The sequence below is a fragment of the Shewanella sp. 10N.286.52.E4 genome (assembly GCF_041468785.1).
GTDB lineage: Bacteria > Pseudomonadota > Gammaproteobacteria > Enterobacterales > Shewanellaceae > Shewanella > Shewanella electrodiphila.
Window position 1 is genome coordinate 164,927 of sequence record NZ_JBFRJJ010000002.1, and the last position, 15,156, is coordinate 180,082.

The 15,156-nt window shown below is 38.8% G+C and carries 16 protein-coding genes; 12 read left to right on the forward strand and 4 right to left on the reverse strand.

The window, feature by feature from the left end; genetic code table 11:
- Window positions 1-16: 16 nt before the first annotated feature.
- A complete protein-coding gene (locus AB4153_RS01000) occupies window positions 17-466 on the reverse strand; it encodes a hypothetical protein (protein ID WP_248956429.1) in 450 nt (149 codons plus the stop codon).
- A gap of 271 nt (window positions 467-737) precedes the next feature.
- Between AB4153_RS01000 and ccoN the strand changes: the two genes are divergently transcribed.
- From ccoN to ttcA, 11 genes are all read left to right on the forward strand, one after another.
- Window positions 738-2,171: a cytochrome-c oxidase, cbb3-type subunit I gene (gene ccoN / locus AB4153_RS01005; RefSeq protein ID WP_102527319.1), complete on the forward strand. Its 1,434-nt coding sequence runs from the start codon at window positions 738-740 to the stop codon at window positions 2,169-2,171.
- 11 nt (window positions 2,172-2,182) lie between these two features.
- Complete coding sequence (gene ccoO / locus AB4153_RS01010) at window positions 2,183-2,797, forward strand: cytochrome-c oxidase, cbb3-type subunit II (RefSeq protein ID WP_102527318.1); 615 nt, start codon at window positions 2,183-2,185, stop codon at window positions 2,795-2,797.
- A gap of 10 nt (window positions 2,798-2,807) precedes the next feature.
- The gene (locus AB4153_RS01015; protein ID WP_102527317.1) at window positions 2,808-2,984 is read left to right on the forward strand and encodes a cbb3-type cytochrome c oxidase subunit 3; all 177 of its coding nucleotides are present in this window, start codon (window positions 2,808-2,810) and stop codon (window positions 2,982-2,984) included.
- On the forward strand, window positions 2,984-3,952 hold the full coding sequence (gene ccoP / locus AB4153_RS01020) for a cytochrome-c oxidase, cbb3-type subunit III (protein ID WP_102527316.1): 969 nt from the start codon (window positions 2,984-2,986) through the stop codon (window positions 3,950-3,952). Before AB4153_RS01015 ends, ccoP begins: the two co-directional genes overlap by 1 nt.
- Window positions 3,953-4,068: 116 nt before the next feature.
- Window positions 4,069-4,548: a FixH family protein gene (locus tag AB4153_RS01025; RefSeq protein WP_102527315.1), complete on the forward strand. Its 480-nt coding sequence runs from the start codon at window positions 4,069-4,071 to the stop codon at window positions 4,546-4,548.
- Window positions 4,549-4,553: 5 nt separating this feature from the next.
- Window positions 4,554-6,956 (forward strand): heavy metal translocating P-type ATPase, encoded by a 2,403-nt coding sequence (locus AB4153_RS01030; RefSeq protein WP_371996075.1) that lies wholly within the window; start codon window positions 4,554-4,556, stop codon window positions 6,954-6,956.
- A complete protein-coding gene (gene ccoS, locus AB4153_RS01035) occupies window positions 6,953-7,234 on the forward strand; it encodes a cbb3-type cytochrome oxidase assembly protein CcoS (RefSeq protein ID WP_371996077.1) in 282 nt (93 codons plus the stop codon). The genes AB4153_RS01030 and ccoS overlap by 4 nt, the downstream gene beginning before the upstream one ends.
- A complete protein-coding gene (locus AB4153_RS01040) occupies window positions 7,227-7,916 on the forward strand; it encodes a sulfite exporter TauE/SafE family protein (RefSeq protein WP_102527313.1) in 690 nt (229 codons plus the stop codon). The genes ccoS and AB4153_RS01040 overlap by 8 nt, the downstream gene beginning before the upstream one ends.
- Before the next feature lie 55 nt (window positions 7,917-7,971).
- Complete coding sequence (gene etrA, locus AB4153_RS01045; RefSeq protein WP_102527312.1) at window positions 7,972-8,724, forward strand: electron transport transcriptional regulator EtrA; 753 nt, start codon at window positions 7,972-7,974, stop codon at window positions 8,722-8,724.
- A gap of 86 nt (window positions 8,725-8,810) precedes the next feature.
- Window positions 8,811-9,740, forward strand: coding sequence for a universal stress protein UspE (gene uspE, locus AB4153_RS01050; protein ID WP_371996078.1), 930 nt, complete (start codon window positions 8,811-8,813; stop codon window positions 9,738-9,740).
- A 69-nt stretch (window positions 9,741-9,809) separates the two neighbouring features.
- A complete protein-coding gene (ttcA, locus tag AB4153_RS01055; protein ID WP_248956426.1) occupies window positions 9,810-10,748 on the forward strand; it encodes a tRNA 2-thiocytidine(32) synthetase TtcA in 939 nt (312 codons plus the stop codon).
- Window positions 10,749-10,825: 77 nt separating this feature from the next.
- On the opposite strand, the gene AB4153_RS01060 is transcribed toward ttcA, so the two are convergent.
- Together AB4153_RS01060 and AB4153_RS01065 are read right to left on the reverse strand one after the other, a co-directional pair.
- On the reverse strand, window positions 10,826-11,458 hold the full coding sequence (locus tag AB4153_RS01060; protein WP_102527310.1) for a DUF2987 domain-containing protein: 633 nt from the start codon (window positions 11,456-11,458) through the stop codon (window positions 10,826-10,828).
- 3 nt (window positions 11,459-11,461) lie between these two features.
- The gene (locus AB4153_RS01065; protein ID WP_371996080.1) at window positions 11,462-12,268 is read right to left on the reverse strand and encodes a glucosaminidase domain-containing protein; all 807 of its coding nucleotides are present in this window, start codon (window positions 12,266-12,268) and stop codon (window positions 11,462-11,464) included.
- A gap of 172 nt (window positions 12,269-12,440) precedes the next feature.
- Between AB4153_RS01065 and yvcK the strand changes: the two genes are divergently transcribed.
- Complete coding sequence (gene yvcK, locus AB4153_RS01070; RefSeq protein WP_102527308.1) at window positions 12,441-13,331, forward strand: uridine diphosphate-N-acetylglucosamine-binding protein YvcK; 891 nt, start codon at window positions 12,441-12,443, stop codon at window positions 13,329-13,331.
- Between the two features lie 137 nt (window positions 13,332-13,468).
- Here yvcK and AB4153_RS01075 read toward each other — a convergent pair whose 3' ends face one another.
- Window positions 13,469-14,662: an amino acid aminotransferase gene (locus tag AB4153_RS01075; RefSeq protein ID WP_102527307.1), complete on the reverse strand. Its 1,194-nt coding sequence runs from the start codon at window positions 14,660-14,662 to the stop codon at window positions 13,469-13,471.
- Window positions 14,663-15,156 lie beyond the last annotated feature (494 nt).

Sequence of the window (15,156 nt, forward strand, 5' to 3'; positions counted from 1 at the left end):
TATGTTAATTGCCTTATTATTGGTTATCAGCTAAAAAATCGAACCAGGTAGACTTGCTGACCCCATCTTGTTTATAGCTCACTATTGTTCGCCAAACCATATAATTACTGCTGCAAGATCCATAAATTGCAGTTCCCTTGAATGATTTTTGATCATCGGTTTCTAGTCTAACTGGAATAACGCCCATAAACATATCGCGACCTTCAATTCTAATCTGTACATCGCTTACAGGTACTGAAAACGTAAGTTGGATGTCTAATGGTTTTTCACTTGGTGTGAAAACAGGGTTTATCATGAGAGACACGGTTTGGTTGTTTACACTTTGTTCACAAACTTCTTTAGCAAATTGACATAACGTTTGATCAACAACTTCACTTTTGCTTACTTCGATTGGAGGTTGAGAATCGCATCCTACTAAATTAGCAATAAAAAATAACAAGAAAGCACACTTTGTTAAAAATCGCACAAATAATAACCTCATGATTCAAATTGATAACATTATCTTTAGGAAATTGATCTGGATCAAGTTTCCTCAGGTTCTCTGAGTATCTTTTTTGACGCAGCTCAAGTATCATTGCATTGCCTCATGATAGATACAAAAAACATGAGGTAACACCTTGACAGCGCGTTAAAAAGCAACTTCATTTTAGGTTGTTTTTTCAGCGAATGTCAGCCTAAACAGGTAAAGTTCTTCTTTACTATAATTAAAAGTAAAAGTAATAAGCCGTGGAAGCATTATGATGAATCATTCCCAGCCTACAGGCGCTGATTACAACTACACTATTGTTCGCCAATTCGCATTAACCACAGTTTTGTGGGGAATCGTTGGTATGGCAGTTGGTGTATTGATTGCGGCCCAGTTAATCTGGCCACAACTAAACTTTGAAACATCATGGTTAACGTATAGTCGTCTTAGACCGCTACATACGAATGCTGTGATTTTCGCGTTTGGTACTTCAGCCCTTTTCGCAACATCCTACTATATCGTACAACGCACCTGTCAAACCCGATTATTTGCACCTAAATTAGCTGCATTTACATTCTGGGGTTGGCAAGCCATTATCCTCTCAGCTGCAATCACCTTACCAATGGGTTTCACCTCAGGTAAAGAGTATGCAGAACTTGAGTGGCCTATTGATATCGCAATTACCATTGTCTGGGTTGCTTATGCAGTAGTGTTCTTTGGCACAATCATTAAACGAACTACGTCGCACATTTATGTTGCTAACTGGTTCTTTGGTGCTTTCATTATCACGGTAGCAGTACTGCACATTGTTAACTCAATGGCGGTTCCTGTGAGCTTATTCAAATCATATTCCATGTACTCAGGCGCAGTCGATGCGATGGTACAGTGGTGGTATGGACATAATGCGGTTGGTTTCCTACTAACTGCAGGTTTCTTAGGGATGATGTATTACTTCGTACCTAAACAAGCTGGTCGCCCTGTTTATTCTTACCGTCTTTCTATCGTCCATTTCTGGGCATTGATTGCATTGTATATTTGGGCTGGTCCACATCACCTTCATTATACTGCGTTACCTGACTGGACTCAGACTCTAGGTATGGTGATGTCGTTAATCTTATTTGCTCCATCTTGGGGTGGCATGATTAACGGTATTATGACGTTATCAGGTGCTTGGCATAAGTTACGTACCGACCCAGTTTTACGATTCTTAGTTGTTTCATTATCTTTCTATGGTATGTCTACCTTCGAAGGACCAATGATGGCGATTAAAACAGTAAACGCCCTTTCGCATTACACAGATTGGACTGTTGGTCACGTTCACTCTGGTGCATTAGGTTGGGTTGCGATGGTTTCTATCGGTTCGCTATATCACTTAATACCTGTGTTATTCGGTCACGGCCGTATGTACAGTACTAACCTAGTGAATGTGCATTTCTGGTTAGCGACGATTGGTACCGTGTTATACATCGTAGCAATGTGGATTTCTGGTGTGATGCAAGGTCTAATGTGGCGTGCAGTTAACTCTGACGGTACATTAACTTATAGCTTTGTTGAAAGCTTAGAAGCTTCTTACCCATTCTACTTTGTCCGCTTTATTGGTGGTGTGTTCTTCTTAACTGGTATGTTCATTATGGCGTACAACGTCATTCGTACCGTTAATGCACCTAAAGATACTTTACCAGCATTAGCTGAAGAAAAAGCATAAGGAGCAGAACGATGAAATTTAATCATGAAATTATCGAAAAAAACATCGGTCTGCTAGGTATCTTTACTGTTATTGCCATCAGTTTTGGTGGTTTAGTTCAGATCACTCCGTTGCTATTTTCTAAGGATACAACTGAACCAGTTGAAGGGTTAATTCCGTATACTGCATTACAGACAGAAGGTCGTGATATTTATGTCCGTGAAGGTTGTTATAACTGTCACAGCCAAATGATCCGCCCTTTACGTGCAGAAACTGAACGTTATGGCCATTACTCTGTAGCTGGTGAGTCAGTTTGGGACCACCCATTCCAGTGGGGTTCTAAGCGTACTGGACCTGACTTAGCTCGAGTTGGCGGTCGTTACAGTGACAAATGGCATGAAGTGCATTTGATTAACCCTCGTGATGTCGTTCCACAGTCTAATATGCCAGCTTACCCTTGGTTAGCTGAAAATAAACTAGACGGAAAACTCACTGGTAAGAAGATGCAAATCTTAAGTAATTTCCATCCGGATCATAATTTGTATACCGAAGAAGAAATTGCTCGCGCTCAAGCGGCTGTTGAAGGCAAAACTGAATTAGAAGCGTTAATCGCTTACCTTCAGTCTTTAGGCCACGCGCTGAAATAAGGAGGCAATTATGGATTACGGAACGTTACAAGGCATTCTTACCATTATTGTTATGGTCGTATTTGCTGGCATCTTTTATTGGGCGTATAGCTCTAAAAGCAAAGCTGGTTTTGATGAAGCCGCTAACCTGATTTTTTCTGACGAAGAAATTAAAAGCCAAACTAATCATTCAGGAGATAATAAGTAATGAGTATCTTTTGGAATGTGTGGATTATTTTTCCGACGCTATTAGTTATTGCTGGTTGTTTCTTCCTTTTACGTGCTTGTTCAAAGAACAAGACCGGAATTGAAGAAGGCGAATCAATGGGTCATACCTTTGACGGTATTGAAGAACTAAACAACCCACTACCAAAGTGGTGGGCATACATGTTCTATCTCAGTATTGTTTTTGGCCTGATTTACCTAGCGTTATACCCAGGTCTTGGTAGTTACCAAGGTTTATTTGGTTGGACGAGTTCTAACCAAAGTGTGGGTTACGAAGAAGGTATTAAAGCTGACTCGAAAGCTGCTGTCGAACTCGCTAAAGCTGAAAATCGTTTATCACAATATGACCGTGAAGTTGCGGCTGCTGATGAAAAATATGGTCCTATCTTTGCTGCATATCTAGCGACACCGTTAGAAGATTTAGTTAAAGATGAAGAAGCATTAAAAGTTGGTGGACGTTTGTTCCTGCAAAATTGTGCTCAATGCCATGGTTCAACAGGTAGTGGTGGTATTGGTTTCCCTGATTTAACTGATGGTAATTGGTTATACGGTGGTGAACTAGCCACAATTAAGACTTCTATCATGAACGGTCGAAACGGTATGATGCCTCCAAAAGGCGGTTTACCGATTGAAGACAGTGAAATACAAGGCTTAGCTGAGTACGTATTTAAACTATCTGGTCGTGATCATGACGCTACGTTAGCAGCGCAAGGTCAAGGTTCATTTATGAAAGGCTGTTTTGCTTGTCATGGAATGGACGGCACTGGTAATAAGTTTATGGGCGCACCTGATTTAACTGACAATGCTTGGTTATACGGTGGCAGTCGTTTGCAAGTGATGCAATCAATTGCAAACGGTCGTGCTGGTGTTATGCCTGCGTGGAACGACATCTTAGGTGAAGAAAAAGTTCACGTAATATCTGCTTACGTTTATAGCTTATCAAACAAATAGTTACACCTCGGTAACATCAAAGGCTTCGTGAAAACGAAGCCTTTTTTTTAAGTGATTCTTAAGCCTTTTCAAGGTAAAATAACATAATAATAATTCTTAATATTTAGGACCTTTTTATGTCTGATGTTCAACCCTGGTATAAGCATTTTTGGCCTTGGTTTATTGTTGTTCTACTTCTTGTCGTTGTCATTAAAAGTATGGTGGCAATGAGCATTGCAATTGATAATGCAGACTCGCTGGTTTCTGATGATTATTATAAAGAAGGTAAAGCCATCAATATGGATTTACGTAAAATCAAACAAGCTAAAAACTTAGGTATGCAGTTTTTAATTGAAGTTCATGACCATGAATTAAAAATTTCCCAGCACGGCGGCCCTGAATACCGCGCCGCACTTCAAGTCAGTTTCATTCACCCGACTCTTGAAGATAAAGATTTTAGAATCAATGCGACTGCAGATGGTAACGGTGATTTCAGAATCGGCTTATCTGAAGCAATTTCAGGTCCGTGGAATGTAAGATTACAAGGCTTTGATAATAGCTGGCGTATCCAGCAACGTATTGATATACAAGATGATGTAGAATACTGGTTGAATTAATCTTCATGCAAAATTGCTTTCACTGTAATGAACCTGTTTTAACTGGTAGCGAATTTACAACCGTTATTGATAATCAGGCACAACCTATGTGTTGTCCTGGTTGTCAGGCTGTATCACAAGCCATCATCGACTCTGGGTTAAGTAGCTATTATCAATTTAGAAGTGAACCAGGCAGTAAGCAAACTGCGCTTGTTCCATCTGAGTTGGCTCAATTTTCTGCGTACGATCTTCCTGAAATCCAACAAGACTTAGTCCATTCAAAAGATAACCAAAATACGCTTTCAGTTTCTATCGAAGGGATAACTTGTGCAGCTTGTGCTTGGCTAATTGAACATAAATTAAAACAGCTTCCTGGCATAATTAGCATTGCGGTCAACTCTACTACCCAAAGAGCATTAGTCTGTTGGGATGACTCTCGTGTAAAACTCAGTGAAATACTATCAGAAATCAGCCGTATTGGTTATCAAGCTGCACCCTATCAAATAGACGAACAAGAAAAACTCAGTAAACAAGAATCGCGAAAGTTTCTACTTCGTCTTGGACTAGCTGCATTTGTCACCATGCAAGTGATGATGTTTGCACTGGCTTTATATTCTGACTACTTCATTTTAGAAGATACTGAAATGAGGGATTACTTTCGCTGGGTCAGTATGACGCTTGCCGCTCCTGTGGTCTTTTATTCTGCTCAACCTTTTTACTTCAGTGCCGTTAGAAGTTTGCTCGGCGGTAAGGTCAATATGGATTTGTCCGTTTCTTTAGCTATCGCTGGCGCTTATATAGCCAGTTGTATCGCGACAATAAACGGCACTGGTGAAGTGTATTTTGAGTCTGTCACCATGTTCACTTTCTTTTTGCTATTGGGGCGTTTTTTCGAACAAAAAGCAAAACAAACCGCATCCGTCAGTTCGAGTAATCTACACAAACTCGTACCGTTAACAGCTAATTTAATATCTGATTCAATAAATAACTCCTCTACTAGTGAAGTAACTGAAATTCCAGCTAAACGATTAAAAGTTGGAGATACCATTTTAATCAAGCCTGGTGAAGTCGTTGCTGCTGATGGGATCATATTATCAGGTAAATCAGGCTTAAATGAATCAATGTTAACTGGCGAACAAATGCCATTTATCAAAAGTGAGCGAGATACCGTGTATGCTGGCACCATTAATGTAGACCAACCTATTACTGTTCGAGTAACCGCATTAGGTCAAGATCAATTAGTCGCTGAAATTATCCGGTTACAAGAGGTAGCCTCTAATACGAAACCTAAAATTGCCTTGCTCGTTGATAAATCTGCCAGCTATTTTTCAACGGCCATCATTGCTATTGCGGGGAGCACCTATTTTAGTTGGCTATTTATTTCACCAGATGATGCTTTCTGGGTCATGTTATCGGTATTAGTCGCCACCTGCCCTTGTGCACTTGCATTAGCAACACCAACAGCAATCACATGTTCTACGGCAATATTTACCAAACTGGGGATTATTGTTCAAAAAGCGGGCGTATTTGAGAAGCTACCATTAATTGAACATGTCGTATTTGATAAGACCGGCACATTAACGTGCGGAACTGTCTCTATTCAAAAAACAATCATTACAGATGAACTTGTTAATGAGCATTCAGCTCTTAATTATGCTGCAGCGCTTGAAATGGGTTCCATTCATCCCATCGCAAAAGCATTTGCACCATTTGTTAACTCAGACATTATCGCAACAGAGATCATCCACCATGTTGGGCTAGGAATATCTGCCAAGGTTAATAAACATATCGTCAAATTGGGTAATGCTCAGTTTGTCGGCCTCGATGCGTCACATTGTAAAGGCCAATTACTTTGGTTATCTATTGATGACATAATAGCTTCCTGCTTTATTTTGCAAGATGCTATCCGTATTGATAGTGCACAAGCTGTAACAGAACTTCAGGCGTTAGGTATTCAAGTCAGCATGGCAAGTGGTGACAGCAGTAAACATGTCACTGAAATAGCCCGTCAATTAAATATTCAACAAGCTTATGCAGGCTTAAGCCCACAAGACAAACTTGAATTGATAAATAATTTACAACAAAAACAGCAGGTTGCTATGTTTGGTGATGGTATCAATGATGCCCCAGTACTCGCTGGTGCCAACTTATCTGTAGCAATGGGAAGTGGCAGCGCAATTGCTAAAAATAGCGCTGACTTAATTTTACTTGGCGATCATCTTTCTAAATTCATTCAAGCAATAAAACTTGCTAAACTAACCAATAGAATAATAAAACAAAATCTAATTTGGGCGTTTGCTTACAACATCATTATATTGCCGTTAGCCGTAACTGGTCATGTCGTACCGTATATAGCGGCGATTGGTATGTCGATAAGCTCAATCATTGTTGTTTCTAACAGTCTTCGCCTGCTAAGGGTAAAACTATGAGTATCATCTACGTATTAATTCCCATTGCCATGCTTTTCGTCGTGGTCGCTGTAGCCGTATTTTTTTGGGCGGTAAAATCAGAACAATTCGATGATCTTGATAGGCAAAGTGTGTCGATATTATTTGATGAAGATAAGCCTACTGTGACTACAGATAATACTGTGACTACAGATAATACTAAGACGCTCAATGATGACGTGGTATCTGCTAACTCTTTTAATGATGAGCTAATTGATTCGGATAAATCTGCAACCAAAAAGACTCCGCAAATTGATTGAATATAATGTATGGGGAGCATTCCTGGTCGGATTAATGGGCGCTGCACATTGTTTTGGAATGTGTGGTGGTTTAATTGGCGCTTTTGCTACTAATTTGCCAGCAACATCTTCAAATCGTTTAGCAAACCAATTAAGTTTTTTACTCAGTTATAATTTTGGCCGTATTGCGAGTTACACGATTGCAGGTGCGTTGGCTGGAGCAAGTAGTGCTGCATTAGGCTACATGTTCGATGTTGACAGTTATCTCATTGGTTTAAGAATACTTGCCGGCATTATGATGATAATAACTGGACTTTATATTGCCCAAATATGGTTCGGAGTCGTCCATATTGAAAAACTTGGTAAAGGTTTATGGTCGTTACTCAAACCTATTGCTAATAAATTGTTGCCGATTAAAACCCAGTTTCAAGCAACAATTGCAGGGATGATTTGGGGATGGTTACCCTGTGGTTTAGTTTACAGTACCTTAACCTGGTCAGTTGCATCAGGTGATGCATTGAACGGAGCTTTGGTGATGTTTGCTTTTGGCCTTGGAACACTGCCTGCATTGTTAAGTGCTGGATTAACCGCTAAAAAATTAGCTGGATGGGTTCAAAAAAAGCAAGTACGACTTTTAAGTGGGATCTTGATTGTAGTATTTGGCTTACAAACTATTTATATCGCCATCATGCAGCTAAACTAGCTCAAGCTTTGTTATTAGTTTAACATGGTATTGTAGTAATTAATTGAGAGTATATATGCCTACAGATCAAACTAAACAGCTTCGTGCATCTACTGGTGGTTGTGCAATTCATTGTCATGATTGCAGCATGGAGTCACTTTGCATTCCTTTCACGTTAGATAATAACGAACTAGATAAACTAGACGAAATTATTGAACGTAAAAAACCAGTACAAAAAGGCGACCAGATATTCAAGTCAGGTGATCCTCTCAAATCCTTATTTGCTATTCGCTCTGGTACAATCAAAAGCTTCACTATCACTGAGCAAGGTGATGAACAAATTACCGGATTCCATTTAGCTGGTGACGTTATAGGCTTTGATGGCATTCATTCTCAAATTCACCAAAGTTTTGCGCAAGCTTTAGAAACTGCAATGGTGTGTGAAATCCCATATGACACATTAGATACTCTCTCTGGCACAATGCCAAAGCTTAGACAGCAAATAATGCGTTTAATGAGTAATGAGATCATGGGCGATCAAGAAATGATTTTGTTATTGTCGAAGAAAAATGCAGAAGAACGTCTTGCTGCATTCATCAATAATCTTGCAAACCGTTTTGGCAGTCGAGGCTTCTCACCTCATGAATTCAGGTTAACGATGACCCGTGGTGATATTGGTAACTATCTTGGTTTGACGGTTGAAACAATTAGTCGATTACTGGGCAGGTTTCAAAAAGCAGGTTTGATTGAAGTCAAAGGTAAATACATCACTATTATTGATCATGTTGCACTCAGCCAATTAGCTGGAAACTCAAGAATTGCCACTTAATTGAGTTAATTTTCATTTTATGATCTAACGCAACGACATCACCGCAGTTAAGAGTGATAGTAATATAAAAACAGCTTGGAGGTTTTATGAAGGATTATAATAAGATTTTGGTAGTCATTAACCCAATGACTGACCATCAACCTGCTCTGGCTAGAGCCGTTGAACTTGCTTCCAAGTCCAATGCATCTATCACTGCATTTCTCACCATTTTTGATTTTTCTTATGAAATGACTTCAATTCTTTCAAGCCACGAAAGAGAAGCTATGCGTCAGGGTGTTATTGACCAACGCGAAAGCTGGTTAGCTGAAGCTATATTGCCTTACGCAAAATCAGGCTTAACAATTGATACTAAAGTGGTTTGGCATAACAGACCTTTCGAAAGCGTAATAAAATACGCCATCGAACAAGATGTCGATTTATTAGTAAAAAGTACCCATGAACACGACAAATTAAAGTCTATTATTTTTACTCCAACTGATTGGCATTTGTTACGTAAAGCCCCTATTCCAGTATTAATGGTAAAAGAACATGATTGGCCAGTGGCTGGTAAAATCTTATGTGCAGTAAATGTGGCTTCAGAAGATGATGAGCATTCAACACTCAATACCAAAATAATTGAAAATGCGTTGAATCTTGCAGCTAAATTCTCAGCCCAAATCCATTTAGTGAATGGTTACCCTGGTACGCCGGTTAATTTAGCCATTGAGTTACCTGAATTCGATGCAGCAAGTTATAACGATACCGTCAGAATGCAGCATGAACAGCGAATTCAATATTTGGCCAACAGTTTTAATATCCCTTTAGAAAACTGCCATGTAGAAGAAGGTTTACCTGAAGATGTTATTCCTGAGCTTGCCTTAAAACTCGATGCAGAATTAGTCATCTTGGGGACTGTGGGCAGAACTGGTTTTTCAGCTGCTTTAATTGGTAATACCGCTGAACATGTAATCGATAGTATCAATTGTGACTTACTTGCAGTTAAGCCTGAGGGTTATAAATCACCTCTTGAAGACTAAAGTCTTTACCATCGGCTTGAATGCTGGAATAATACGCGCCCTGAAACGATAGTTACTGGGCGCTTTTTAATGTCTGAAATGCAACAACAAGAAAAACACTTGGCAGATCGCCAAGCTAAATTAGAAAAGAAATTACGTCATGATGTTGGTCGTGCGATAGGAGACTATCAAATGATTGAAGATGGTGACGTTATCATGTGTTGCCTTTCTGGCGGTAAGGACAGCTATGCAATGCTCGACATCTTGTTGAACTTGCAAAAGCGTGCACCAATTAAATTTGAAATTGTTGCAGTTAACTTAGATCAAAAGCAGCCTGGATTTCCTGAAGATATTTTGCCTGCGTACCTAGATACGTTAGCAGTGCCATATCATATTCTTGAAAAAGACACTTACTCAATAGTTAAAGATAAAATCCCTGAAGGCAAGACAACATGCTCTTTATGTTCTCGTCTGCGTCGCGGAACTTTATATGGATTTGCACAACGTATTGGTGCAACAAAAATTGCTCTAGGTCATCATAGAGACGACATCATTGAAACATTATTTTTAAATATGTTCTTCGGTGGAAAAATGAAAGCAATGCCACCTAAATTGTTATCAGATGACGGTGCTAACATGGTCATTAGACCTTTAGCCTACAGCAAAGAGAAAGACATTGCAGAGTATGCAGAGCTGAAAAAATTCCCTATCATCCCTTGCAATCTGTGTGGTTCACAAGAGAACTTAAAACGTGGCGCTGTAAAGGATATGTTGAATCAATGGGATCGTGACTTTCCAGGTCGTATTGAAACAATTTTTACTGCGATGCAGAACACGTCACCGTCTCAAGGTGTTGATAGAAACGCTTTTGATTTTATCAGTTTGCAGCGCGATGCAGATGCTCCTTTATCCGGCGATGTAGCCGAGTCTGATTTACCTGCTTTTGATTTTTTAGATACCACGAATAATGGTCATATCAATTTAGATGAAGCAGCTAAAATTAATATAGTGACAACTTACAAACCGTAAATGGTTGGTCTGTTCTTGCAAAAAAGAAGCCCTCAACTGAGGGCTTTGTTTTTTCTATGCTTTGCTATTTCAACAGTTCAAATGACATAAGGGCTGACAACAAAGGGCATGGCATTAAAACTTAAGGCTTTTAGGTTTGCTAATTGTTCAGAAGTGAGTTGTAACTGGTTTGAAATTGATTGTGCTTTACCATCAATTGTTGCGGTAACAGGTAAGTCGGAATCCGAAAAGCTAAATGTAAGTCCAGTAATTGGTTTACGGAAATACTTCATTGGGAAACCTTGCTGACCATCTAACAATGCATCCATATCATCCTTAACTGCCATGAGTTCCGCTTGAACATACTCTTGTTGAGTTGACTTAGCACGTACTTGCATTGCAACACCACAAAGTGAAGAGTCCCCTTCTACTTCAATATTTAACAAACCTCGGTCTGACTTTAACTGTGCATCAAATGGCAAATATAAACGCTGGTGTTTATCGTAAGTCAGTGGGAATTCATCTTTTTCAGTGGTGATGTTACCTGAAATCATTTTACAGTTATCATTTTTAGGTACGCTAAAAGCAATTTCAACCAACTGATAATTATTTTTATTAACTTGTTTTAGTCTTTCATAAAAACCTGCATATGGAATAGAAACAGAATCAGCGATCGATGTTGGACTTAACAACACGAAAGCGACTAACATTGGTATCTTTACTAACTTCATTTTCTATAATCCTGCTAAATACGCTTTGTTTTGGCGTAACATCTCTAGTAGTTCATCAATATAAGCATCTTTACGTTCTGAGTAATGAATGAGTCCGAAAACTAATTTCTCAGCTGAAGGTTCGATATTTTGTGAACGTAAGTCAGCTCTCATTGATCTTAATAAACGGTATGCTGAATTGGTGTTTAAATTTAGCATGTAAGCTGCTATTGAATCTTCAGGTGTATCAAACGACGCTACTTCATGGTTCATTCCTGCTTTTCTGGATAAAGGCACTAAACCGCAACCTTTAGAAAAACACCATTGTCCGAAGTAATTGTTGCCTTCTTTAGCAAACCTAGAGCTGCCCCAGCCTGTTTCGTTTGCTGCTTGTATTAATACCATTCTTGCTGGCACGGTATCGACTTTAATTAACAAGGGCGTTAAGGTCGTTTCGTCAAACTTTTTTACAGAGTAATTATATTTCTGTGTTAATTGTTTTAGCTTAAAGACTTCGGCATCGGTTAATGCTTTTTCATTGGCTAGGTTTGCCAGGATGACTTTTAAAAAATTTCGTTCTTTTAAAATAAGCGCATTTTGATGATTTACAGCTGGCGCCATATAATCAAAAAACACTTGTTTTTTAGTTGGAATATCACTGATCTCAGTAAAATTAGGAATTGTTTCTTGTTCTTTCTCATTTTGCTGAATTTCTGGTGTTGATACTAAAATTTTCTCCAGTGTAGGAACAAGCCAAACACGGATCAAAATAATGCTAATTATAACAACCCCTAACCCAAGGGTGAACTTACCCACTCTACCTGTTCTCAAAAACAATCCTTCCTATATAATTTTCATTGATTATACCGAGAATCATAACTAAAAGCAGTCTTGTGTTTGTGCTATTATTTTAAGTATGCATTTTTAGCATCAGACGATAGCTAGAAATGACATTATCCATGGTCGCAATAAAAGTCATCAAGAGTATGAAAGGAATCAAAAAATGATGAACCAACCATTACAGCAATATGATCACGTCGTCGCATTGGGCGGAGGTCACGGTTTAGGCAGAGTCCTTGCTGCATTATCCTTTTTAGGACCCAAGTTAACTGGAATTGTAACAACAACTGACAATGGCGGTTCAACTGGTCGTATCCGCCAAGATCAAACAACTATTGCATGGGGGGATTTACGTAACTGTTTATCACAGCTCGCCAATCGTCCTTCTATCGGTACCATGTTATTTGATCATCGATTTAATGGCGATAATGAGCTAAATGGCCATAATCTTGGCAATATTATTTTGTATGCCCTAGAACAACTTTGCGTCAGACCACTTGAAGCGATTAAATTAATCAGAACCATTCTGAAAATTGATACTCGTATTATTCCCATGTCTGAAGAACCCACACATTTAACTGCACTAAATGTCGAAGGTCAGATGATATTTGGTGAAACGAACGTTGATGAAATGAGTGAGGTGCCTAGTTCACTAAATCTCGAACCTCAGGTAACAGCAACTTGTGAAGCCATTCAAGCGATTAATAAAGCAGAGCTGATAATCATTGGCCCAGGAAGCTTTCTCACTAGTGTATTACCTCCTCTTTTACTTCCAGCAATTGCTACTGCCATTTCCAATTCAAATGCTCAAATTATTTTCATCGATAATTTAACAAACGAAGTATGTGCAGCAAATAAACTGTTGTTAGAAGATAAATTAAACTGGATAAACCAATTGTTGGGAAGAAATGCTGTCAATAATGTCATCAGTCACGCAGAACATATTGATGTTGGTGAATTTGTAAGTTTTTTTCCGCTTGTCAGTGATCACCATGCGGGTTTACATAACAAAGAAGCTTTAGCTACTGCATTATCAACAGTCATGAACAAATAAACAGTCATGAACAAATAACAGTCATGAACAAATAACAGTCATGAACAAATCAACTTAAATTAAGATTATAAAAAAGCCTATAAGTATTTGCTTATAGGCTTAGACAGTAATCACAATGTGTTTGTTATCTGACGGATTTAAATAACCTGCGCAATCGCTTTACAGATAACCGGAATATTTTGTTTTGTCATGCCCGCAACGCTGATACGTCCTGAACCCACAATATAGACAGCAAACTCATCTTTAAGTCGATTGACTTGATCTTTATTCAGTCCAGAAAAACTAAACATACCATTTTGACGAGAGATGAAACTGAAATCTTGGTCAACGCCTTCTGATTTTAATGTCTCAACAAACAAAGTACGCATTTCGGCGATGCGTTGACGCATTTCGGTCAGTTCAGATTCCCATTCTTGACGTAGAGCATCATCTGATAGAATAGTACTCACAATCAAACCGCCATGTGCTGGTGGATTTGAATATGTTGCTCGAATAGTTTTCTTGATCTGGCTAAAGCTTTTTTGGGCTGCGTCTTCATCAGCAGCAACAATAGTAACTGCGCCAATACGTTCATTGTATAAGCCAAAGTTTTTAGAAAATGAGTTGGCAATTAATAGCTCTGGTACTTTTGCAGCAACAATGCGTAAACCTTGAGCATCTTCTTCAATTCCTGCGCCGAAACCTTGATAGGCAAAATCAAATAAAGGTACAAGTTCTTTATCTGCACAAAGTTGACCAACAATTTCCCACTGTGCAGCATCTAAGTCGATACCAGTCGGGTTGTGGCAGCAACCGTGTAATAAAATAAGATCGCCAGCTTGAGCACTTTGTAAATCAGTAATCATCGCATCAAAATCCATATCATGGGTTTCTGCTTTGTAATAGCCATACTCTTTGATTGATAAGCCAGCAGTTTGAAATATGTTTTGATGATTAGCCCATGTTGGGTTACTTACCCATAAGGTCTTAGATTCAGTATTCCTAACAAGAAATTCAGCGGCAACTCTTAATGAGCCTGTTCCGCCTGGTGCTTGTGCAGTGAAGGCTCGCTTGTCATTAATGATGTCGCTGCCTTGTCCAAATAGTAAGGTTTGAACGACTGCATTGTATTGTTCTACACCTTCGATCCCTAAGTAATTTTTCGTTTTCTCAGCTTCTAATAAAATTGCTTCAGCTTTTTTAACAGATTTAAGTACAGGGGTTTGCCCTGCTTCATCTTTATAAATACCAACACCTAAATTGACCTTTTCACTACGTGTGTCTTTTTTAAATGCATCTGTTAAACCTAAGATAGGATCGGCTGGAGCTTGAGGGACCTGAGAAAATATCATTACTTCTTTCCTTCGTATGAAGTGAACCACTATTTTTAGTATTTATACCATTGAATAGGTTTTTGAAATAGTGACTTTTGGTCATGAACAAAGAATTAGTTCACAGTTTGAACATTTGACATTTTAATTAGGTTTTAAATGGATATTTAATAACGTATTGATGATTTTCGATATTCATAAATGACTATTCATAGATATGGCTAACAATTCGACTAAGCGTCTTAGTTTAAAAATCCTATGGAATTTGATGTTAAACATCGCACTTTAACGACATAAGAAGCCATCGTTAGCGTAAAGCATGTTGAAGCCTTCGTATCTTGCTTATGTATCATATTCTTGTATTAAGAATATGGCACCGGAGGCCTGAGATGAACTGGCACGCCTGGTTTTAAAACGCCGAGGGATTTTATCTTGCTTCAATTACTCAAATTTCAGATACAAAAAATCCCCGACTAATGTCGAGGCTTATTTATAATGGTACCCGAGGCCAGACT

What these genes read in the sequence shown, in the direction of transcription:
- ccoN (WP_102527319.1), top strand. Translation starts at nt 738, where the DNA reads ATGATGAATCATTCCCAGCCTACAGGCGCTGATTACAACTACACTATT.
- ccoO (WP_102527318.1), top strand. Translation starts at nt 2,183, where the DNA reads ATGAAATTTAATCATGAAATTATCGAAAAAAACATCGGTCTGCTAGGT.
- AB4153_RS01015 (WP_102527317.1), top strand. Translation starts at nt 2,808, where the DNA reads ATGGATTACGGAACGTTACAAGGCATTCTTACCATTATTGTTATGGTC.
- ccoP (WP_102527316.1), top strand. Translation starts at nt 2,984, where the DNA reads ATGAGTATCTTTTGGAATGTGTGGATTATTTTTCCGACGCTATTAGTT.
- AB4153_RS01025 (WP_102527315.1), top strand. Translation starts at nt 4,069, where the DNA reads ATGTCTGATGTTCAACCCTGGTATAAGCATTTTTGGCCTTGGTTTATT.
- AB4153_RS01030 (WP_371996075.1), top strand. Translation starts at nt 4,554, where the DNA reads ATGCAAAATTGCTTTCACTGTAATGAACCTGTTTTAACTGGTAGCGAA.
- ccoS (WP_371996077.1), top strand. Translation starts at nt 6,953, where the DNA reads ATGAGTATCATCTACGTATTAATTCCCATTGCCATGCTTTTCGTCGTG.
- etrA (WP_102527312.1), top strand. Translation starts at nt 7,972, where the DNA reads ATGCCTACAGATCAAACTAAACAGCTTCGTGCATCTACTGGTGGTTGT.
- uspE (WP_371996078.1), top strand. Translation starts at nt 8,811, where the DNA reads ATGAAGGATTATAATAAGATTTTGGTAGTCATTAACCCAATGACTGAC.
- ttcA (WP_248956426.1), top strand. Translation starts at nt 9,810, where the DNA reads ATGTCTGAAATGCAACAACAAGAAAAACACTTGGCAGATCGCCAAGCT.
- AB4153_RS01060 (WP_102527310.1), bottom strand. Translation starts at nt 11,458, where the DNA reads ATGAAGTTAGTAAAGATACCAATGTTAGTCGCTTTCGTGTTGTTAAGT.
- yvcK (WP_102527308.1), top strand. Translation starts at nt 12,441, where the DNA reads ATGATGAACCAACCATTACAGCAATATGATCACGTCGTCGCATTGGGC.
- AB4153_RS01075 (WP_102527307.1), bottom strand. Translation starts at nt 14,662, where the DNA reads ATGATATTTTCTCAGGTCCCTCAAGCTCCAGCCGATCCTATCTTAGGT.